Annotated in this window: 14 protein-coding genes; 3 read left to right on the plus strand and 11 right to left on the minus strand. The window is 45.2% G+C overall.

Going from position 1 to position 21,710, the window contains the following annotated elements:
* Positions 1–77: 77 nt before the first annotated feature.
* Complete coding sequence (purL, locus tag ACI2IW_RS06755; protein WP_404693129.1) at positions 78–4,088, minus strand: phosphoribosylformylglycinamidine synthase; 4,011 nt, start codon at positions 4,086–4,088, stop codon at positions 78–80.
* Positions 4,089–4,570: 482 nt separating this feature from the next.
* Between purL and ACI2IW_RS06760 the strand changes: the two genes are divergently transcribed.
* A complete protein-coding gene (locus ACI2IW_RS06760; protein ID WP_201606952.1) occupies positions 4,571–5,065 on the plus strand; it encodes a pyridoxamine 5'-phosphate oxidase family protein in 495 nt (164 codons plus the stop codon).
* A 101-nt stretch (positions 5,066–5,166) separates the two neighbouring features.
* Here the strand turns inward: ACI2IW_RS06760 and pgsA are convergent, their stop codons facing one another.
* From pgsA to ACI2IW_RS06805, 9 genes are all read right to left on the minus strand, one after another.
* Entirely contained in the window at positions 5,167–5,850 is a 684-nt protein-coding gene (pgsA, locus tag ACI2IW_RS06765; protein ID WP_057758088.1) for a CDP-diacylglycerol--glycerol-3-phosphate 3-phosphatidyltransferase, read from the minus strand.
* 628 nt (positions 5,851–6,478) lie between these two features.
* Positions 6,479–7,744 (minus strand): NAD(P)/FAD-dependent oxidoreductase, encoded by a 1,266-nt coding sequence (locus ACI2IW_RS06770; RefSeq protein ID WP_404693130.1) that lies wholly within the window; start codon positions 7,742–7,744, stop codon positions 6,479–6,481.
* A 281-nt stretch (positions 7,745–8,025) separates the two neighbouring features.
* A complete protein-coding gene (gene acs / locus ACI2IW_RS06775) occupies positions 8,026–9,987 on the minus strand; it encodes an acetate--CoA ligase (RefSeq protein WP_404693131.1) in 1,962 nt (653 codons plus the stop codon).
* Positions 9,988–10,395: 408 nt separating this feature from the next.
* A complete protein-coding gene (locus tag ACI2IW_RS06780) occupies positions 10,396–11,634 on the minus strand; it encodes an ABC transporter substrate-binding protein (protein ID WP_404693132.1) in 1,239 nt (412 codons plus the stop codon).
* Between the two features lie 121 nt (positions 11,635–11,755).
* Complete coding sequence (locus ACI2IW_RS06785; RefSeq protein WP_404693133.1) at positions 11,756–13,744, minus strand: AMP-dependent synthetase/ligase; 1,989 nt, start codon at positions 13,742–13,744, stop codon at positions 11,756–11,758.
* A 5-nt stretch (positions 13,745–13,749) separates the two neighbouring features.
* Positions 13,750–14,544, minus strand: a complete 795-nt coding sequence (locus ACI2IW_RS06790) for an ABC transporter ATP-binding protein (RefSeq protein WP_037032897.1) — start codon at positions 14,542–14,544, stop codon at positions 13,750–13,752.
* 47 nt (positions 14,545–14,591) lie between these two features.
* Positions 14,592–15,359, minus strand: coding sequence for an ABC transporter ATP-binding protein (locus tag ACI2IW_RS06795; protein ID WP_296209273.1), 768 nt, complete (start codon positions 15,357–15,359; stop codon positions 14,592–14,594).
* Positions 15,356–16,453, minus strand: a complete 1,098-nt coding sequence (locus ACI2IW_RS06800) for a branched-chain amino acid ABC transporter permease (RefSeq protein ID WP_404693134.1) — start codon at positions 16,451–16,453, stop codon at positions 15,356–15,358. The genes ACI2IW_RS06795 and ACI2IW_RS06800 overlap by 4 nt, the downstream gene beginning before the upstream one ends.
* Positions 16,454–16,529: 76 nt before the next feature.
* The gene (locus tag ACI2IW_RS06805) at positions 16,530–17,408 is read right to left on the minus strand and encodes a branched-chain amino acid ABC transporter permease (RefSeq protein WP_057758078.1); all 879 of its coding nucleotides are present in this window, start codon (positions 17,406–17,408) and stop codon (positions 16,530–16,532) included.
* A 347-nt stretch (positions 17,409–17,755) separates the two neighbouring features.
* On the opposite strand from ACI2IW_RS06805, the gene ACI2IW_RS06810 reads away from it, so the two are divergent.
* The gene (locus ACI2IW_RS06810) at positions 17,756–19,096 is read left to right on the plus strand and encodes an NAD(P)/FAD-dependent oxidoreductase (protein WP_404693135.1); all 1,341 of its coding nucleotides are present in this window, start codon (positions 17,756–17,758) and stop codon (positions 19,094–19,096) included.
* Positions 19,097–19,337: 241 nt separating this feature from the next.
* The gene (locus ACI2IW_RS06815; protein WP_404693136.1) at positions 19,338–20,303 is read left to right on the plus strand and encodes a pirin family protein; all 966 of its coding nucleotides are present in this window, start codon (positions 19,338–19,340) and stop codon (positions 20,301–20,303) included.
* 87 nt (positions 20,304–20,390) lie between these two features.
* Here ACI2IW_RS06815 and ACI2IW_RS06820 read toward each other — a convergent pair whose 3' ends face one another.
* Positions 20,391–21,494, minus strand: a complete 1,104-nt coding sequence (locus ACI2IW_RS06820) for an alkene reductase (RefSeq protein ID WP_404693137.1) — start codon at positions 21,492–21,494, stop codon at positions 20,391–20,393.
* Positions 21,495–21,710 lie beyond the last annotated feature (216 nt).

Consider the following 21,710-nt stretch of genomic DNA (forward strand, 5'->3'; position numbering starts at 1 on the left):
TGAGCATAAGCCCACCTTTTTATTTTAAAAAACAGCTATCTCAAACTATAAACAATTACTAGAGGTCTGAGTAGCGACTAGCGCAACCAAGCGCGAGCGTTGCGGAACATACGCATCCACGCGCCGTCTTCGTCCCACTCTTCTGGTTTCCAGCTGTGGTTATAGGCTTTTAGGTTACGCTCAGGATGCGGCATCATGATAGTGACGCGACCATCGGTGCTACATAGACCCGTGACACCGCCAAGCGAACCGTTTGGATTGAGCGGATACGTCTCGGTTGGATGGCCTTGGCTATCGACATAACGCATCGCAAGCTGACCGTGTTTTGCCATACCGTCGATTTCGTTGTTGTCTAGCGTGGCATAGCCTTCACCATGCGCCACAGCGATTGGCAAGATGCTGTCTTGCATGCCTTTGAACAGGATAGACTTGGTACGCTCGACTTTTACGTTGACCGTACGCGCTTCAAATCGAGCCGACTGGTTGGCGACGAAACGTGGGAAGTTTTCTGCACCTGGGATGAGGTCTTTTAACTGAGCCATCATCTGACAACCGTTACAGACACCTAGTGAGAAGGTATCAGGACGGGCGAAGAAGCGGACAAACTGCATGCGAAGCTCGTCATGGAACAAGATAGAGTTTGCCCAGCCAGAGCCTGCGCCGAGTACGTCACCATAACTAAAGCCACCACAAGCGACCAGACCGTCGAAGTCACGTAGATTGATGCGACCATTCAGTAGATCGCTCATGTGTACATCGACCGCTTCAAAGCCAGCTTGGGTAAAGCCTGCTGCCATTTCCGTCTGACCATTGACGCCTTGCTCACGCAAGATAGCGACTCTTGGTTTATTCTCGCGACTGGCTAAATATGGTTCTTCGACCTTTTGATTGAGATCAAAGTTCGGCGCAGCGATCAGGCCTTTATGGCTCGCGTCGCTAATCAAGTCATACTCTTGCTGTACGCACGCTGGGTTATCACGACGACGCGCGATTTGATAGCTGACCTGCGTCCATGCTTGCTGTAATTCAGCACGGCTAAAGCGTAAGGTGTCATCACCCATGAGCGTTGGCGTTTGGATTAGTAAGCTGTCTTCTTCAGAGCTTTGTCCAACGAGGCTTAGCATGTCGCTCACGTTATGCTGATCTGCTAGCTCCATCAAAGTAGCAACGTTTTCTGGCAATACTTGGATGACTGCGCCCAACTCTTCGCTGAACAGCTGACCGAGTAAGTTGTCGTCATTTAATGACAGCTTGATACCTTGACGGCTGGTGAACTGCATCTCAGCGATAGTTGCCAACAGACCGCCATCACCGATATCGTGATAAGCGCTGATGACGCCTTGCGCGTTACCCGCTTGGATAAAGTTAAAGAAGTCGATCAAGTCGCTTGGTTGCGCTAAATCTGGGCAGTCGTTGCCCAATTGGCTAAGCGTTTGCGCAAGGATTGAGCCACCTAGACGCAATTTGCCTTTAGACAAGTCAATACGGTAAAACGCGCTATCGCCATTGATTAGCTCAGGGGTTAGCGTTTTTGCTACGTCAACGACAGGGGCAAATGCCGTCACGACCAAGCTCATTGGCGACACGACTGATTTGTCTTGGTTTTCACCATTATCATTATCTGTCCAGTTAGCACGCATCGATAGCGAGTCTTTACCGACTGGGATAGCGATACCGAGTGCTGGGCATAACTCTTCACCAACGGCATGGACAGCGTCGAACAATGCCGCATCTTCTACGTCATCACCACACGCGGCCATCCAGTTCGCTGACATCGTGATATCAGACAACTGAGCGATACGCGCACCAGCGATGTTGGTAATCGCTTCACCGACCGCTAGACGCGCCGAGGCTTTTGGACTGATAAGTGCAACAGGCGTACGCTCGCCGACACTCATTGCTTCGCCAGTCATTGGCTGACCATCTAGCGCCACTAAGCCAGAAGCAGTCACCGCACAATCCGATACAGGCACTTGATAGCGACCGACATACTGATCACGCACGACCATACCCGTGATAGAACGGTCACCAATGCTAATCAAAAATGATTTGCTCGCTACTGTTGGGTGACGCAATACATCGGTGATTGATTCAGCTAGATTAACTTCGCCAAGCTCTAATGCTGGCAATGTGCTCTCGGTACGCTCAAAGCTACGCTGCATTTTTGGTGTGCCGCCGAGCAGTACTTGCATCGGCATATCGACTGGTTGCTCAGTTAATAGCTCATCATCAACGATTAGCTGACGGATATCCGTCGCCTCGCCCAAGATGGCATATGGGCAGCGCTCACGGGCACAGATGGCATCGAACTGATCTTTGCTCTCTGGGCGAATCGCTAGCACATAACGCTCTTGCGCTTCGTTTGACCAGATGGCCATTGGTGACATGCCAGCTTCTAATGATGGAATCTTGCGCAAGTTCAGATGCGCGCCCATTTCATGGTCATTGACCAGTTCTGGCATCGCATTAGACAGACCACCTGCCCCTACATCATGTAGTGAGACAATTGGGTTGCCGTCTTTACTGTTATTGCTTACATCGACATCATCGCCCGCTAGTGCCCAGCAGCGATCAAGGACTTCTTGGCAACGACGCTCCATCTCAGCGTTATCGCGCTGAACTGAGGCAAAGTCCAAACCTTCATCAAGGTCACCACTATCGACCGACGATGCAGCACCGCCGCCCAGACCGATTTGCATCGCAGGGCCACCAAGAACGATGAGCAAATCACCTTTTGTGATTGCATTTTTTTCAATCAAGTTGCGTTTGATATTGCCATAACCACCTGCCAACATAATTGGCTTATGATAGCCGCGCATCTCGCTACCGTCTTTTGCCGCAGAGGTATCTAGCTGAAAACTACGGAAGTAACCGCATAGATTTGGACGACCAAACTCGTTTGAGAAATTAGCTGAACCTAATGGCGCCTCGGTCATGATCTCAAGGCTCGTTGCCATACGATCTGGCGTACCATAATCCTGCGTGCTCAATTGACCTGACTGCTCCCACTTTTCGCTAAGCTCTGGGATATGCAGATGTGACACGTGGAATCCTGTTAGACCCGCTTTTGGCTTACCGCCACGACCAGTCGCGCCTTCGTCACGAATCTCACCGCCAGCACCTGTTGCCGCACCCGAATACGGGGCAATTGCCGTTGGATGATTGTGCGTCTCAACCTTCATTAAGATATCGATGTTTTCTTGATGAAAGTCGTAAGGATGGATTGAATTGGCATCCATCGCGTCGGTTGGAATAGGATAAAAACGCATGCCATCAGACCCTGCCATGACCGCAGCATTGTCTTTATACGCTGACAAGATACCTTGTGGGTTCGACTGGTACGTGTTTTTAATCATTTGGAACAGTGACTTTGGTTGTACTTCACCATCAACTGTCCATTGGGCATTAAAGATCTTATGACGGCAATGCTCTGAGTTTGCCTGTGCAAACATCATCAGCTCAACGTCAGTTGGATTGCGACCTAATTCATTGACGTACGCATTCATTAGATAGTCAATATCTTCGCTGGATAATGCAAAGCCGAACTCGGTATTGGCAGACTCTAGCGCTGACTGGCCTTGTCCGATGACATCGATATGATTCAATGAAGCTGGCGCTTGATCATCAAACAACTTACTGACATCGCTTAAGTCATAAACCAAGCTCTGAGTCATACGGTCAAACAACAACTGCTCAGCGTCTACTGGTAGCTTTTCGCCTGCGTCACCGTCTGTTTTTTCATCAAGGGTTAACGTATAAACAACCACACGCTCAACACGATTGATCTCGATTTCACAGTTATTAAAGATATCGGTCGCTTTACTTGCCCATGGTGAGATGGTACCAAAACGTGGCGCAACGATGACTTGTCGTTGGTTGTCTTGCGGCGCATCCAGCGTTGTTGATGCGTCAACCGCCAGTAAATCTAGCGCTTTTTTATGCTCATCACCGCTCAATTCGCGAGATAGCACATAGACTTGCTGAGTACTTATTTGACTAACATTTAGCTCGGTTTTTTGCTGGAACTGACTGATGAGTTGCTGCGTCTGAAAATCGGTAAGAAACGGTTGTCCGGCGATGGTCATCATAAAGGCATAATCCGTAAGATCAAGGCATCTCTGCCATGCTAAGTAAATGGTCTGGGTATTATAACAAGAAGACCTATAATAAGCAGGTCTAAACCAAGATAAATTGCCGATAAGTTGCATTCTATCGCGACTTACTATTTGCGAATCGATAATTCAAAAAAGTATCTTTTTAAGTCGTTTTTGAATTATCCATCGAAAAATAGAACGCTCAAATCTACGCTGTCACAATTTTTACCTAACCTTCATATTCCTTACAAACACTCACATCGCATTACTGGGAACCTATATAAATGTAGGGTGACAACTAGGTATTCTAGTCTCAGTTGTTAAGGCGACGATGACGTTTAACTTTTAGATTTATTTAATAGTTAGACATATCTAGCCTAAAGAAAAATTACTATAAATAATCAACTGTTCAATTCGGCTAATTAAAACAACGCTATATAAGCCCAATTAAAACACTATAAAAAAGGAAATTTATTATGAGTAGGCAAGACCATATCGATAAAGTACAAGCACTGGTAAAAGAAGTGAAATTTGCTATGATGACCACTCGTACTCACGAAGGCCATTTACATGCCTGCCCGATGACCACTAGCGAGACAAGCATTGGCGCAAAAGAAATTTGGTTCATTGGCGATAAGACTACCGAAACCATCAAAGATATCGAAAAAGACCCACAAGTAAACTTGGCCTATGTCAGTCAAGACTCAAAAGATTATGTCTCAATTAACGGTAAAGCAGAATTGGTAGAAGACCAAGAAAAGTTAGATGAACTATGGTCGCCAATTTACAATGCGTTTTATGAGCAAGGTAAAGAAGATCCAAACGTCCAGTTAATCAAAGTCGTCCCACATGGTGCCGAATACTGGTTAAGCGGTAGCTCAGTAGTTAATATGTTTAAGATGACTACTGCTGCAGTAATGGACGGTAAGAAAGCGACCAACTTAGGCGAAAACAACTCAGTGACACTATAAGTCGTCTAATTTATAGGCAGTAAAAACAAAAACGCCAGTGGCTAATGCGACTGGCGTTTTTATTGTCTAAATTTTGAGCTTATTGTATTTGTCTTATGGAATTATCCGCTTTGCTTTAAATAAGGCCAAGCAGCTTTTAGATAAATCATCATAGACCATAAGGTAAGTATCACAGCAGCGACCATTAATACATAACCGATGGTTTCAAGCGACTGCCAATTAAGCAGTAGTACGGTAATCGCTACCATCTGGAACGTGGTTTTTAGTTTGCCAACATAAGATACCGCGACGCTAGTGCTTTTGCCCAACTCTGCCATCCATTCGCGTAATGCTGATACTGCGATTTCACGCGAAATAATGACGATAGCCGCTATCGCCATAATGATATTGGGATGCCACTGTACAAGAACGATGAGCGCTACAGCTACCATCAATTTATCAGCAACAGGGTCCAAAAAGCGACCAAAGGCTGACATGACATTAAGTTTACGAGCAAAATAGCCATCAAGCCAATCGGTAATTGCGGCAATGATAAAAACGCCAGTCAATAATAAATGGCGCAACAAGCTATCACTAAACTCGCTCATCCCAACCCGCGCAATGACATTGTCTGAAATCGCAGGCATACCAATACCCATGGCTGGCGGCCAATAGGCAATCGCAACAAATAGCGGAATCATCAAGATACGCGCAATCGTAAGGTTGTTAGGCAAGTTAAAAATACTCTTGGTATTTTGCGAACTTGGCGGTTCTTCCTGCGTATGCAAATGCGTGCTGTCAGTCATGGCAAACCCAGTTTAATATGAACATAATAATGGCAGATAGCTTAGCATTTTTCGGACAAGGCGTCATGCCATCTCTGCAGCGATTAAGTTATCAAAGATATCAAGAAAGGTATCAAGATCGACTAGATGCCCTCCTATCGACATAAGGTATTGAAATTATTGAGAGCCTTTATGAATGATTTCACCATAAAGCTCCGCTACTTACTCTAAATATCAGTGCTTCATACCAGTCTTTGCGTCTTTTGGATTTTTACAACGTAATATACTGTAACCAAAACCGCCAGACAGCACTCAATTGCGCTATCATAGCGACTGTACCAGAACACTTGTACACTTAAATCAGTAGATGTAAATAGCTAAGTAAATATCTCCACCTATTGTATTGATAATTATTACCCTTATAAATAACAGTAGAGAGCACCAATAATTACAACAACTCTTGACCACGGCCTGTGTAGCTAATACATGACCCGTTTTCCTCAGCCCACAGTACCTCCTCTGTGGGCCTTTTTTTGCTTACATTTTGCTAAATATCGAGTTTTTATACTTCCCAAATATCGCTCGAACATTAGCTTTGAAATAAGCCTCAGTTCTAAACAATGTAAAATAATGAGCATGGATATTCCGCTTACTGCGTTTGCATAATTGCCTTAACGGTTTGCTGGGCCATCCGATAGCAGCTTTCAATATTACCTTTTGCACACCAGTCACCACTGACGATCCACTGCTTAGTTGCATCGATTAAGATGCCCAACTCTTCAGTATCCTTATTTACGATAGTAGCTGCATAGCGCCAACGATGACAGTCTGTTTGGCTAGGTGCACTAGCTTCATTCCAATTTAATGCTTGTTTTGCCGCCTGTAATAACTGTTCTTTTACCAACTCTATATCATCATCGACGTGGGCTTCTGACCAGTCATTACGTGCATGAATGGTGACACTTGGTAGTAGCTCATCATGAGCAGGCTTTTGATGCTCAATAAATATCCTATCAAGAATAACGCTATTTAAATAAGCGACATCCCATTGCGGTGTTAGCTGACCCTTTAATGTCTCAGGTAGTTTTTGGACATCATCCCAGCCAAGCATCAGCGTATAGCAGGCTTGCATTCGTGGTTTAGTAATTTTGTCTTGTTGAGCAAAGCCACTATCTGACATCAGCTCTATCGCCTGACCATTTGGCGCTGTGCAAATAACCCAATCAAACCAACCCAGACTGGCTCCAGTTTCGTCGAACAGCTCAGTTTGCTTGCTGTTTTGATTAAAAGTTTGATTAAAAGTTTGATTAAAAGTTTGATTAAAAGTTTGATTAAAAGTTTGATTAAAAGTTTGATTATGAGTCTGGTTCTGAGACTGCTGTTGGTTGTGAGACTGCAAATACTGAGCGAGCGGTGCAACACGGGTCTTAAATACTATGGTCGTGTGCTTGAGCACAGCGGCCAATTCACGACCCCAACTGGTCATTTTCGGTGTGCTGATATAGCGAGCATGCACTGCGTCCCATTGCTCTTTGCTTTGGATATTAGACGACTGCTCATTGTCATCTGCAGGTGTTAATTCAACCACTTCGGCACACCACGGCTGTAGCATCCCTGTATCTAACCAAGGCGCGATAAACTGTTGAAAGTCAGCAGTTTTCGCAGTAAAAAACTGCGCTCCGAATGACCATTGCCAGTTTTTATCAGTCTCACTATCGCTACGATAGCGGGTCGCTAAACGGCCTACACTACGTGATTTTTCAAAGATAGTGATTTGCGGGGTGTTAGATGACGAGCTTGATTGGTTTGACGCGCGCTCTAATAGTGTTGCTGTGAGCAAACCCGTTAGGCCTCCACCGATGATGGCAATTTTTGGAGCAGATAGAACAGTTGAGCACAAAGCATGATCAGTCATGATGACAGTAGACCTTATAAAGTATTTATGAGTCGCTACTATATTAATTAGTTAGCCTAGTAAGTACCGAGTGACTCGTCAATTAATCCTCAATTAAAATGGTAGCGATGTTGTCTTGTTAGTATTATTGAACCTTCAAAGTGACTCAATATCAATATAGTCTACGTAAAAAAGCCATGCTATTCTCGATAACATGGCTTTTATTTAACTTTGATATGCAAATATTGATGGCTAGTATTGAGTCACTATCCTTAATTCTGCAGGTTCATTATCAGGCTGAATTACTCTCCACGGCCTGCTTTTACTACTTCGACCAAGTCATTAATTACCGAGCTATCGGCAAGCGTAGATAGATCGCCCAGTCCCACATATTGACCTGCTGCAAGGTTACGCAAGATACGGCGCATGATTTTTCCCGAGCGCGTTTTTGGTAGTGCATCAACCATATAAATGGCATCTAAAGTCGCAATTGGTCCAATCTCAGCACGCACATGACGTTTTAGTTCTGCTTTTAGATCGTCGGTCTTTTCTTCACCCGATTTTAGAATGATAAATGCACAGATACCTGTACCGCGTATCTCATGCGGCATACCGACAATCGCAGCTTCAGCAGTTGCAGGATGCGCAACCACGGCGCTCTCAATCTCTGCTGTGCCCAAGCGATGCCCTGCAACGTTGAGTACATCGTCGACACGACCAGTAATCCAGTAATGCCCATCTTCATCACGCTGAGCGCCATCACCCGTGAAATAATGACCCGGATAATCGCTAAAGTAAGTCTTCAAAAAGCGTGGATGATCATTATAGATAGTACGCATCTGCCCCGGCCAGCCGCTACTGATTACCAAGTTGCCTTCTGCAGGGCCTTCTAAAATCGCACCATCACTATCGACGACTTCTGGTTTGACGCCATATAGTGGTGTCATGGCCGCGCCCGGTTTGAGATCGACCGTCCCTGGTATTGGCGCCATCAAGATACCACCAGTCTCGGTCTGCCACCATGTATCAACGATAGGACATTTACCATCACCGACGACATTGTAGTACCAGTCCCACGCTTCTGGGTTGATCGGCTCACCGACCGAACCTAGCAGGCGCAAACTTGAGCGATCCGACTCTCGAACAAAAGCATCGCCCTCTTTCATCATTGCACGAATGGCTGTCGGTGCAGTGTATAAAATAGTCACGTCATGCTTATCAATAATATGACCGATACGCGCCCATGTTGGGTGCTCTGGCACACCTTCGAACATTACCGTTGTCGTGCCATTGGCCAGTGGTGCATAAGTTGAATACGTGTGACCGGTAATCCAGCCCACATCTGCCGTACACCAGTAGACGTCATCTTCTTTGATATCAAAAACATCACGGAACGTTGAGATAGCATAGGTGATATAGCCGCCTGTAGTATGCACTACACCTTTTGGCTTACCTGTCGAACCAGAGGTATATAACAAGAATAGCGGATCTTCAGCATTCATGACTTCAGGCTCACAGATCTCTGATTGACCATCGACCAAATTGTGATACCAAACATCACGGCGGCCACTCATCGGTATAGAGTTACCCGTACGATGAACGACGATGACTTTTTCGACACTCTCAGTACCATCCATATCGAGTGCGTGATCGACGTTGGCTTTTAGCGGTGTGTGCTTGCCGCCGCGTAAACCTTCATCAGCGGTAATAACAACTTTTGAGCGACTGTCTATCAAGCGATTACCCAGACTCTCGGCAGAAAAACCACCAAAGACCACTGAATGCACCGCACCGATACGCGCACATGCCAGCATCGCTACCATGGCTTCCGGTATCATCGGCATATATAAAGTTACGCGATCACCTTTTACAACGCCAAGCTTGCGCAATGAGTTACCCAAACGGCAGACAGCTTCATGCAATTCTTTAAAAGAAATAATTTTGTGCAACGAAGGGTGATCACCTTCCCAGATGATAGCCGGCTTGTATGGGTTTTCTTCGAGGTGACGGTCGAGACAGTTGACTGAAATGTTTAGCTCACCATCTTCAAACCATTTGATGCGAAAATCATCTAAGTCATAATTGACGTTACTAACCTTAGTTGGCTTTTTTATCCAATCAATTAGCTCAGCACGCTTCGCCCAAAAAGCATCAATTGCTTCGGCTGACTCGATAGATTGCTGGTAGTCTGTAAGGTACTTATCAGGTGTAGTATTGGCAGCAGACATAAACTCGGCTGAGATAGGAAATGATTTCTGAGTCATAGTGTTGGGTCCCTTTTAATTATTATGACCTACACGGATAAACGTCTATGACGCGCCCCATGTAAGCGATAAGAGTCATCTTCCATAATGTGTGACACTCATCGTTAGTTTGACAAATAAGCGTGACGGTTGCAAGACATCAAAAGCCAAACATAACAATTTCACTGTACATCTGTATCTTTAGGCACAAATAATCTAGTTGCTATAAGCGAAATTAACTCAGCATTCTAGTCAATTTTTATTGTCTATGACTTATTTTGTATTGAGAAGGGTTTTGGACTTATGGATAATCGTAAAACGGTTAAAATATAAATGAAATTATTGTCAAACCCATATTTTATAAACGACACAAGCCATACTTATGTATGGCTTGCTGCTATCGAAAGCTCCCTAAACATCTAGGATGTATTATTTAAGCTGCGTCACCGTTTTCCACTGACCATTTTGTACTTGCGATAAATAGATATCATTAATCGCGACATGGCTCTCAGGCGTGATGGCAACTGTAGATCCTGTAACGCCATCGACAAAGCTAACGGTCTCTAGACCCTTGTTGAAAGTGTCGGCATTTAAGTCAGGACCTGCTGCGGTTAGACCATCAACGGTTACTTTAGCGGCTAGATAACCAAGAATAGCACCTGCTGATACTTCCTCTCCTGTGGCTTTTTCGAACTTCTCAACCCAAGCTTTAGTCTCAGGTTCATTGGCTCTTAGTGCCAAATCATTATAGTAAGACACAGAGTATAGGCCTTCACTTGCGCCGCCTGGTGCCGCTGCAACTGCAGGATGGAAACCAGTGACAGGAGCGATAAACTTCACATCACTCCAGCCCATAGCATTTGCCGTACCTACCGCGGTGATAGCACCGCGAATGGTTAAAGATAAGGCAATAAGCTCACATTTAGCGTCTTTTAACTTGGCCATCGCCCCAGCAAAGTCGGTTTCATCAGGTCGATGTGAGCTGGACTGAACTAAAGTGACGTTAGGATTGCTATCGCTGATATCCTTAGCCGCCTCATTGGTCTCTTCACCGTAGTCTGATGGGATATACATGACACATAAATTGCTAACTTTGTTTTCGGCAATAAGGTACTCCATACCTAGCTTTATTGAATCATAATAGGTACTACCAGCGGTATAACGACGATTGAAATCCCCTTCTTCTTGCATAGCCCGCGCAAAGGTGAGCGGCATGATACTAGGAACATTGGCGCGATCCATAATAGGGAAGCTCGCTAAGTTGTGCGGAGTGCCGAGCGACATCAGCATGGCAAACACTTTATCGCGGCTGACCAATTTGTTCGCAGACTGTACGGCCTTTGGTACTTGATAAGAATGGTCCTCGACAATGTAACGAATCTTTCGTCCATTGACACCGCCTGCGGCATTCACCTCATCAAAATACATATTGGCTGCGGCGACTGCAGGATTACCAAATCCAGCAAACGGCCCCGATAAATCATTTGCACCGCCTAAGATAATCTCAGTATCGGTCACACCTTGTACTGGCATATCGCTTGTGGAAGTAGATGTAGCAGCCTCAGTATCAGTGCCCGTCGCTGCGGTCGTTTCTGGATCACTACACCCCACTAGACCCATCGTACCGACTGTGAGTGCTAGTAGCGTGGTCTTGAATGTCCATTTCATTGCCTTTCTCCTTGCGACTCCGTCGCTGTTAGTTTGATGCTCTTGAGATTAATACTTTCGAGGTTGAGACGACTTCAAAAAAGCTGAACGGTGCTAAACTAAACTGTGATAAAGAGCTAGATCAGTACATAGAGTCGATGAGAGAATGATGCTTTTTCTCAACCAAATTTCTTTTCAGTTTCATCGTCGCGGTCAATTCATCATCTTCAGGACTGAGCAGCACATCAATAAGCCTGAACTGCTTTATGGTTTCTACCTGAGCTAGGGTCTCATTAGCAGACTGTACGACGTCATCTATCAAGGCGATGACTTCTGGCGCATGACACAACGAGCGAAAATCAGAAAACATCACTTGATTGTCTTGTGCATATTTTTCGACGTTTTCTTGATCTATCATGATCAGACAGGTCAAATACTTCCGCTTATCACCAATGACGACCGCATCTGAAATATAAGGTGAAAATTTAAGTTTGCTTTCAATCGCAGCTGGTGTGACGTTTTTGCCGCCTGCGGTGATGATAATGTCCTTGATACGACCTGTGATAAATATATAACCGTCTCTTATCTCGCCGACATCACCCGTATGTAGCCAGCCATCACGTAAGTCCTCAGCCGTTTTTTCTGGCTTATTCCAGTAGCCTGCGAATACGTTAGCCCCTTTTACGAGTATCTCCCCATTGTCGGCGATACGGACTTCAGAGTCTGGTAGTGCCTTGCCTACACTGCCAGCCATCTGTGCTTCAGGCGTATTGACCGATATCACGCCCGCACTTTCGGTCATGCCATAGCCTTCATAGATAGGCACCCCTATCGCATGAAACCAGCGGATAATATCTAGCGATATGGGCGCAGCGCCAGTAGTGGCACGGCGAATATTACTCATGCCTATCAGATCACGAATTTTATATAGCACCAGTCGGTTCCAAAACTCGTAACGCAGTCGCTGACCTGTCGTAGGAGTATTGCCTGCCATCACGATATCAGCATAGTCATGGCCTGCTTTTATGGCCTGATCAAATGCCCAGCCATTGAGTGCACTGGCGTCGCTCCGCATATTACTGATAGAGGCATACATTTTTTCCCATAGTCTAGGCACAGCGGTAAAAGTATCAGGCGATACCTCTTTCATATTCTCAAATACTGTCTCTGTGCTCTCAGCAAAGTTGACGATACAGCCTCGATGGATAGGCAGATCTACTGACGTTAGACGTTCGAGTACATGACATAAAGGCAAAAAGCAGAGCTGCTCATCAGTAGGTAAAATAGGAAGGATATCAATACTTGTTTTTAGCTCAAAGAGGACATTGGCGTGCGTTAAGATAGCGCCTTTTGGGTTACCTGTCGTGCCAGAGGTATAGATTAAAGTACGTATGTCGTTAGGTGTGCCTTGATCGATATGATCGCTAAAACGCTCTCTTGCGTTATCAACACTTCGACCAATCGTATATAGCTCATCGAGGAAAATAACCTGATTATCCTCTAGGCTACGCAAACCTTTACGGTCAAGGACAATTACCTTTTTAACATGAGGCGTCTGCTCACGAATCTCTAAAAACTTATGCAATTGCTCATCGTTTTCTACAATCAGAAACTTTGAGTGGCTGTCATTTAATATATAAGCAAGCTGCTCAGGACTGTCTGTCGTATAGACACCGTTGGGTATCCCGCCTACGCCGCAGACGCCCATATCAAAATAAAGCCATTCTTTATTATCTTCACTCAAAATAGAAACAGTCTGGCCTTTATTCAGACCAAGCTCGACGAGTGCCATGCCGATATCGCAGCTATGATGATAATAGTCTAGCCAACTATAACTTTGCCAAATACCAAAGCTCTTTTCGCGATGAGCAATCCTATCGCCTCGGCTCAAGCAAACTTGTCGCCAAAGTTTGCTCAACGTATCACACCCTTCTAGGATTTGAGGTGCATGATCGAAAGGCGCATTGTGTATCTTTCGACCCGTATCGTAATCATAACTTTTAGCATGGTTTTCAGAGCGATCGTGAGACGATACTGGCGCAGCAGATGTGTCTTTCGTGACCGCCGCATCAATAGGAGAAAGTGAAGTATTGTTTTCAGTATTAACATCAATATCAATAGAGGTCGTCATGATTATTATCGCCAAGTCTTTTTGCGTTTCCACCGAGTGGCTTCCGCAGTGTTGTCTTTGGTTTGTCCCAAATAGAACTCTTTAATATCATCAGAGTGCATCAGTTTGTCTGCTGAGCCTGCCATGACAATACGCCCTGTTTCTAACACATAACCATAATCCGCTGCTGCCAAGGCAACTCTAGCGTTTTGTTCAACCAGTAGAATTGTTACGCCTTGCTCTTTATTTAATCGTCGAATAATGGCAAATATTTCTTGTACCAATAGTGGAGACAGCCCAAGAGACGGCTCATCGAGCAGCATGAGAGAGGGTCGTGACATTAGTCCTCGACCGATAGCGAGCATCTGCTGCTGACCACCAGACATCGTGCCAGCTGCTTGTGTACGGCGATCTTTTAGAATAGGAAAATACTCATATATCATCTCGACATCACGCTGTATCTCAGACTTGTCACGCCGAGTATAAGCGCCCATCGCTAAGTTTTCGGCGACATTCAAAAAGGGAAACACTTCGCGCCCTTCGGGTACGTGCGACAGTCCTTTTTTGACTAAGCGATCAGGCTCGGTACCATCGATACGCTCTCCGTGGAACCATACTGCGCCCTTGCGAGGATTGATAACCCCCGAGATGGTTTTCATTAACGTTGTTTTACCCGCACCGTTAGCGCCCAAAATCGTGACCACTTTGCCTTCCGGCACCTCTAGACTCACGCCTCTTAATGCCATCACTGGACCATAAGCGGATTCTAGATTTCGCACCTCAAGCACATTGTTCTTTACTTCAGAGTCGACCAAATTCATTTCAGTAGCTGGCGCGGCAGAGGATAGTGATTTTTTGATAGATGACATTACACACTCTCCTGTCCAAGATAGGCTTCAATGACCTGTGGATTGGCTTGCACCTCAGCTGCTGTACCCTGAGCCAAAAACTTACCTTCAGCGACGGCCAGTACTCGATCTGACACCCGATTTACAAGACTCATGTCATGCTCTACCATCAAGATAGTCAAACCAAGATCTTTTTGCATATCTTCGATCCACCATGCCATCTCGGACGTCTCCTCTACGCTAAGGCCTGATGCCGGCTCATCGAGCAAAATAAGCTTGGGGTTAGCAGCTAATGCACGCGCAATCTCAACCACCTTTCTAATACCATAAGGCAAACCTGCGATTAGTTTATCTCTATAAGGGGCTAACTCTAAAAAATCGATAATTTTCTCAACTTGCAAACGATGCTCGCGCTCGCTACGGCGCACCTTTGGTAAAAACAGCAAGTCCTGTATCCATGACGTATTACGCTGCGAATGGCGACCGATAAGCAGGTTTTGTAATACGCTTGAATGATCAAACAACTCGATGTTTTGAAACGTACGGGCAATACCCAATTTTGCGATATCGTGAGCAGGTAGCTTGGTAATATCAGTGCCATCAAAAGTAATACGACCACTAAGCGGCTCGTACAAGCGACTGATTAAGTTAAAAATCGTAGATTTACCAGCACCATTAGGTCCTACGATAGTAAATACCTCGCCCTCGTTTACCTCAAAGCTAATATCATCAACAGCTTTGACGCCACCGAACGCAATAGATAAGGAGTCAACTTTTAATAAGCTCATCGCATACGCTCCGTTTTAAGATAAGTTTTAGAACGGCGAAACAGTCCTTTTCGATATAACGGAAACATCTGAAACCAAGTCCGTATCTTGATCCAAATACCGTATATACCGCGTGGCTCATAGATGATCATGATGACAATGACTAAGGCAAACAGCGCCGTATCAATACCAGGAATACTGGTGATACTAGAGCCCGCACCTTGACCAACCATATCGCCCAAGATAGCAATCACTTGTGGCAATAAGACAACGACGACAGCACCAAAAAACGCACCATGTATGGAGCCCAAACCGCCAATGACAATTTGCAGTAGGATGGTGATAGAGATGATAACGGTGAAGCTTTCATAATTGACCGCTTGCACAAAATGCCCGTACATAGCGCCGCCAATAGCGGTAATCGCGCAAGATATGCTAAAAGCTAGCGTTTTGGCTTGCGGTACATTGACGCCAAGCGCGCGGGCGGATACTTCGCTGTCTCTGATGGCTAAGAACGAACGCCCTGTGCCGCTTCTGAGCAAGTTGATATACCCTAAAGTCACCAACACCACGAGCGCAAGGCACAAGTAATAAAAGGCTTTTGGCGTGATGTAGCGATCGATGGTGTAGCCAAACAGATTGATAGGAGAGGCAAAGGTGCCAGAGATACCGCCCGTAATAGGCTCAGCTACGATAGCGATGTCCTCAACGATAATACTAAGTGCTAAGGTTGCGATGGCTAAGTAGATACCGCTGGTTCTTAAGATTGGTCTGGCGATGATCGCACCGATAACCCCAGTGATGAGTGCACAGGCAACCAAAGCAGGGAAAAAATTCCACCCTCGAGCCATCAGTGCCATATGGCTAAATGCTCCTATCGCCATAAAGGCGGCATGCCCTAAGCTGACCTGTCCGGTATGTCCCGTCAAGAGCATCAGACCCAGTCCAGAGATAGACCAAATCAATATGGCGCTAAGCTCACTGATGTAATAGTTGCTCAACAACCAAGGCGCCATTAATAGTAGCAAGAGGAGCACGCCATACTTTATGAGTTGGCTTTTGTCATCGAAGATATTGATATCTTGATCATAGCTGTGTTTAAACTGAGCTTTCATGGGCAGTACTCATCCTTGAAAATTTTTGGAGGCCGCTTTGTCATCCTTGAATCAAAGCTGCCTTGGATCAAAGCTTCTATACTTTTTTCTGTTTGACCTGAGAAAAAATACCGCCTGGACGTACGATTAGTACGATCAACATAACCACATAAGGCGCAATTTGACTAAGACCTAGCGGTAGATAACGACCAGCAAAGGGCTCTATAACCCCTACTAGCAGTCCGCCTGCCAGCGCACCAGGCAAGGAGCCTAAGCCACCGATTACCGCAGCAGCAAAGGCCTTGATACCGAATAGTAATCCGACAGAGGGTTCGATCGCACCTTTAGCCGCAAATAATATGCCAGCAAGCGCAGCAACCACCCCTGACAATGCCCAAACAATACCGTTGACCCGCTTTACAGGAATACCCATATAGTAGGCTGCCATTTGATTTTGACTACTGGCTTGCATCGCAATACCAAGCCGCGTGTGGGCAAAAAAGAAGTACAAAATGGAGGTTAATGCGATAGTAGATATGATGATAATGATGTCAACATAAGCGATACTGAGCGAGCCTAATGCCAACATCTTGCCTGAAAACGGCGTCTGTAGTGAGACTGGGCTATGTCCCCAGATGACACCAGCGACAAAACGCATTAAAAATCCAAGCGAGATGGTAAGAATGACCATCGCAAATTGCGGCTGACCAAAAATACCACGTAGGATAAAGCGATCGAGTAAGTAGCCAAATGCACCCATGATGACAGCAGCAAAGGTGATGCCTAATAAGAAGGGAAGGTTTGCCTGATCGGCATTGATGAAAGATATGCCCAAAAAGGCACCGAGCATAAGCATGTCGCCTTGGGCGAAATTGACCGCTTCTGAGGCTTTGTAAATGAGTACAAAACCCAGCGCTAACAGCCCATATATACAACCATTAGCAATCCCGCTAATGAGCAGTTGTAGGATATCCATAAAGTCCCTTTTGTCTTAACATTATCATCCGTGACAATGTTTGAATAAGCGGTTCAATCGACTGACTTTTTCATCAACTACTTGTAAAGAAATTCATTTTCTTCATATCAAAACGACTAGCGTTTTAGTAAGTAATCAACATGGCAGCAGTAGTAGCGAATAATATTCATATATTCACATTATACCAACTACGAATTATTGTCTATAGAAAAATCAAAGTTATTCAATGATTTATAGCAAGCGGCAAAAGCTATTTATATTACTTCCCTAAAAACACCGCCATTATTGCCATGGTATAATTAGCTACTTTATATCGTCTATCCAAACCTATTCTATAAGTCATCATCATGAGCCAAATGCCAAAACAAGCAAAGCCAGTTAAGCCAAGCAATTCATCAGCGGGTAATCCATCGTCAGCCAAAAAATCTACTGATAACCACTATGACGTCATTATCATCGGTGCTGGTGCTTCAGGATTGTATTGCGCACTGACTGCTGGTCGCCGTGGTCGCCGTGTCTTGGTGTTGGATCATGCCAATAAAGCTGGCAAAAAGATTTTGATGTCGGGTGGTGGTCGCTGCAACTTTACCAATTACTTTGTGGAGCCTGAGCATTTTATCGGTGCCAACCCCCACTTCTGCAAATCAGCGCTAAGTCGTTACCCGAGTTGGGAGTTTATCGGCATGGTAGAGTCGCATAAGATTGCCTACCATGAGCGCGAACATGGTCAGCTGTTCTGTGATGACTCGGCACAAGATATCTTGTCTATGCTGCTAGATGAATGCGCGGCCGTAGGCGTACAAGTAAAACTTAACGCTCAAATTGATCATGTTAAAACTACCGCTCATGATAACGGCGAACGCTTTTATTTAACGACGAGCAAAAAGCTTGGTAAAAAAGACATCGCGAGCGGTGCTCAATCTGCGCAGACACGCTATAGCTGTGAGTCTTTGGTGGTCGCTACTGGTGGTCTGTCTATCCCGACCATGGGAGCAAGTGGTATCGGCTATGAGTTGGCACAGCAGTTCGGGCATACGCTCGTGCCTACTGATGCCAGTCTTGTGCCGTTTACCTTCACTGATAAAACAGGCGAGCTTATCCGTGCCTTGGCTGGTATTAGTCTGCCAGTTATCGCCAGTAACGAGCGGATTTCTTTTAAATTACCTGTCCTATTTACCCATCGCGGTCTCTCTGGCCCTGCTATGCTACAGCTCTCCAACTATTGGCAGACTGGCGAAACCATCAGTATCAATCTGTTGCCTGACATTGATGTCACTGAGTTGTTGATTGCTCGCAAAAAATCACACCCACGCCAACTGATTCGTACAGTATTGGCAGAAAATACAGATAACGCATTACCCAAGAAGCTATTGGCAGCGTTACAGACGCATCTGTGGGAAGACATCAAAGATACAGAACTGGCCAACATTAAAGACGAACGCCTTACAGAACTTGGTGCTACGCTCAATGGCTGGCAGCTCAAGCCCTCTGGTACAGAAGGCTACCGTACCGCTGAGGTCACACGCGGCGGCGTCACAACCGATGAAGTATCCTCCAAAACGATGCAAAGCAACTTGCAAGATGGCTTGTACTTTATCGGTGAGGTACTCGATGTGACTGGCTGGCTTGGCGGCTATAATTTTCAATGGGCTTGGGCCAGTGGTTTTGTCAGTGGTGAAGTCGTTTAATAACTTCAATAGCCTCCCTATCTATAGCGATAATAGTGGCTTTAATGACTGTCAGCATTTGGATAATTGATCAGTACTCAGATAATGGCTGACAGTATGTTTGATGATAGTTGAATGGTTTTAGACAGTAGTATTAGAGAGTGATGAGAATAAACACAACATAAGTCTATTTTTATAGTAGAATTAACGTAAGGCATTCATCCTATTGATAGTAATGCCACTTAGACTTATGAGGTAATCCATGCGTCCAATCAAGCATATTCATGGTGATAAAAAGCCGCATTGGGTAGGTGACGGTTTTTTTGTAAAAACCCTAATCAATCATCTCGATAATAATCCTGATTTTAACTATAGCCATACCGATCCCTTTTTATTATTTGACTACGGTAAGCCTACGACCTTTTTACCCAATCCTGATTATAAGCTGCAACCGCATGGTGTTGGACTGCACCCACACAAAGGTTTTGAAACCGTAACCATCGCTTATTCAGGTGAGATTAGTCATGCAGACTCGACAGGTGGGCGCGGCGATATTTTAGAAGGTGATGTACAGTGGATGACTGCGGGTCGCGGTATTCTGCACGAAGAGTTCCACTCTGAAGCTTTTGGGCAACGTGGTGGTATATTTAGTATGGTGCAGTTATGGGTCAACTTGCCAAGCGCCCACAAACTGACCGACCCCAAATATCAATCTATCAAACGTGCTGACATGCCTATCGTTGATCTGATAGATAATAGCGACGAGCAAACTATCATCGGTCAAGCTGCCATTATTGCCGGTGACTGGCATGGAATAACGGGTGCCGCAACGACATTTACGCCTGTCAATATGTGGGATATCGAGCTACATACAGCAGGTACAACCACGCTACAAGTACCGAAAACACACAACACTCTACTGCTGGTACAAGAAGGTCAAGTATTGGTCAACGGTACAGCCATCAGCGCAGGCAGCCTAATTGAGTTTTCAGCGCCTATTCGAAATCATGTAGGCACTCAATCTGAACATTCATCATTACCTACGACCGATACTATCGAATTGACCTACCCTGCAACTACCGATGACGATACCCCTATCAAATTGCTACTGCTAAGCGGCAAGCCAATCGGCGAACCAGTCGCAGGTCACGGTCCCTTTGTCATGAATACTCAAGAAGAACTACGTCAAACCTTTCGTGATTATCAAATAGGTATTTTCGGCAAATAATGAAAATTTATGCATAAAAAAAGCCGCTCAACTATTGATAGTTAAGCGGCTTTTTTATGTTGCGTTATTTAGTTAAAAATCTAACTATTACGCTTGGTCTAAAAATGGATAGTCGGTATAACCTTCAGCACCGCCACCATAGAAAGATTCTGGATGCTGCTCATTAAGAGGCGCGCCTTTTTGGATACGCTCAGCCAAATCAGGGTTGGCGATATAGTCACGGCCAAAGGCGACTGCATCGATATAACCCGCTTTTACATTTTGCTCTGCTTTTTCGGCAGTGTAACCACCAGCTGCGATAATCATTTGATCAAAAGCAGCACGCACACGCTTACGGAAGTCTTCGCTATACGGCGTACCACCTGCCCAATCTGGCTCTGACAGATGCAGATACATGATTCCGCGTTTGTTGATCTGCTCAATCATCCAGATATTTTCGTCTTCGTTATATCCAGCTTCTACGTTGTTGAACGTACCAAGTGGTGAAATACGAATACCGACATGATCTGCATCCCAAGCGTCTACGCACGCATCGATAACATCAAGCGTCAAGCGCGCACGGTTTTCGCGGCTACCGCCGTATTCATCATCACGCTGGTTGGTTTGCTCAACCCAAAACTGATGCAATAAATAACCATGGGCACCATGGATTTCTACACCGTCAAAACCCGCTTCTTTAGCGTTCTTAGCTGCTTGACCAAAGTCAGCGATAACTTGTTTGATTTCTTCAAGCGTGGCTGGACGTGGCGGCGTTGCATCTACACGAATGGCTTGGTTGTCGCTGTCACGTAGCGAGGTACGTACACCAACATCAACGTTAGAAGCAGAGATAGGCGCTTTGCCGTCTGGCTGTACGCTCTCATGAGAAACTAGGCCCGTGTGCCATAGCTGTACGACGATTTTGCCGCCTTTAGCATGGACATTATCTACGATGGTTTTCCACGCAGTAATTTGGTCTTTGGTATGAACACCTGGCGCGCCAGCATAGCCTTTCGCTTGGAAAGATACTTGCGTTGCCTCAGTGATTACCAAACCAGAACCTGCACGCTGTGAGTAATATTCGCTTGCAAGTGCTGTCGGTACATCACTTGGCTCAACCGAACGTAGACGCGTCAACGGTGCCATAATGATGCGGTTTTTTAGGGTTTGAGTACCCATTTTGACGGTTTCAAATAAATTATCGTGTGCCATAAAAAGCCCTGTTTATTGTTTTAAACCTTACTATCAGGTTTACTATTATTGGTAATAAATAGCACTTATATTAGTAGGTAGCACTTAGCTATCGTTCTATAATTTGCGAAGTACGCTACTCATAAGCCGAGTTCTTTATAGGGGGCAAATGCCATTATTCCAAGCAATATTTACAAACAGAAACACCAATATTTAGATATTCGAATCTTTATAATT

The sequence above is a fragment of the Psychrobacter sp. NPDC078501 genome, from assembly GCF_044900935.1.
Lineage (GTDB): Bacteria > Pseudomonadota > Gammaproteobacteria > Pseudomonadales > Moraxellaceae > Psychrobacter.

Bases quoted from the DNA above. Each gene is read 5' to 3' on its own strand.
- pgsA (WP_057758088.1), bottom strand. From the start codon at position 5,850: ATGACTGACAGCACGCATTTGCATACGCAGGAAGAACCGCCAAGTTCG.
- ACI2IW_RS06805 (WP_057758078.1), bottom strand. From the start codon at position 17,408: ATGGATATCCTACAACTGCTCATTAGCGGGATTGCTAATGGTTGTATA.
- ACI2IW_RS06760 (WP_201606952.1), top strand. From the start codon at position 4,571: ATGAGTAGGCAAGACCATATCGATAAAGTACAAGCACTGGTAAAAGAA.
- purL (WP_404693129.1), bottom strand. From the start codon at position 4,088: ATGATGACCATCGCCGGACAACCGTTTCTTACCGATTTTCAGACGCAG.
- ACI2IW_RS06820 (WP_404693137.1), bottom strand. From the start codon at position 21,494: ATGGCACACGATAATTTATTTGAAACCGTCAAAATGGGTACTCAAACC.
- ACI2IW_RS06800 (WP_404693134.1), bottom strand. From the start codon at position 16,453: ATGAAAGCTCAGTTTAAACACAGCTATGATCAAGATATCAATATCTTC.
- acs (WP_404693131.1), bottom strand. From the start codon at position 9,987: ATGACTCAGAAATCATTTCCTATCTCAGCCGAGTTTATGTCTGCTGCC.
- ACI2IW_RS06780 (WP_404693132.1), bottom strand. From the start codon at position 11,634: ATGAAATGGACATTCAAGACCACGCTACTAGCACTCACAGTCGGTACG.
- ACI2IW_RS06815 (WP_404693136.1), top strand. From the start codon at position 19,338: ATGCGTCCAATCAAGCATATTCATGGTGATAAAAAGCCGCATTGGGTA.
- ACI2IW_RS06810 (WP_404693135.1), top strand. From the start codon at position 17,756: ATGAGCCAAATGCCAAAACAAGCAAAGCCAGTTAAGCCAAGCAATTCA.
- ACI2IW_RS06795 (WP_296209273.1), bottom strand. From the start codon at position 15,359: ATGAGCTTATTAAAAGTTGACTCCTTATCTATTGCGTTCGGTGGCGTC.
- ACI2IW_RS06790 (WP_037032897.1), bottom strand. From the start codon at position 14,544: ATGAATTTGGTCGACTCTGAAGTAAAGAACAATGTGCTTGAGGTGCGA.
- ACI2IW_RS06785 (WP_404693133.1), bottom strand. From the start codon at position 13,744: ATGACGACCTCTATTGATATTGATGTTAATACTGAAAACAATACTTCA.
- ACI2IW_RS06770 (WP_404693130.1), bottom strand. From the start codon at position 7,744: ATGACTGATCATGCTTTGTGCTCAACTGTTCTATCTGCTCCAAAAATT.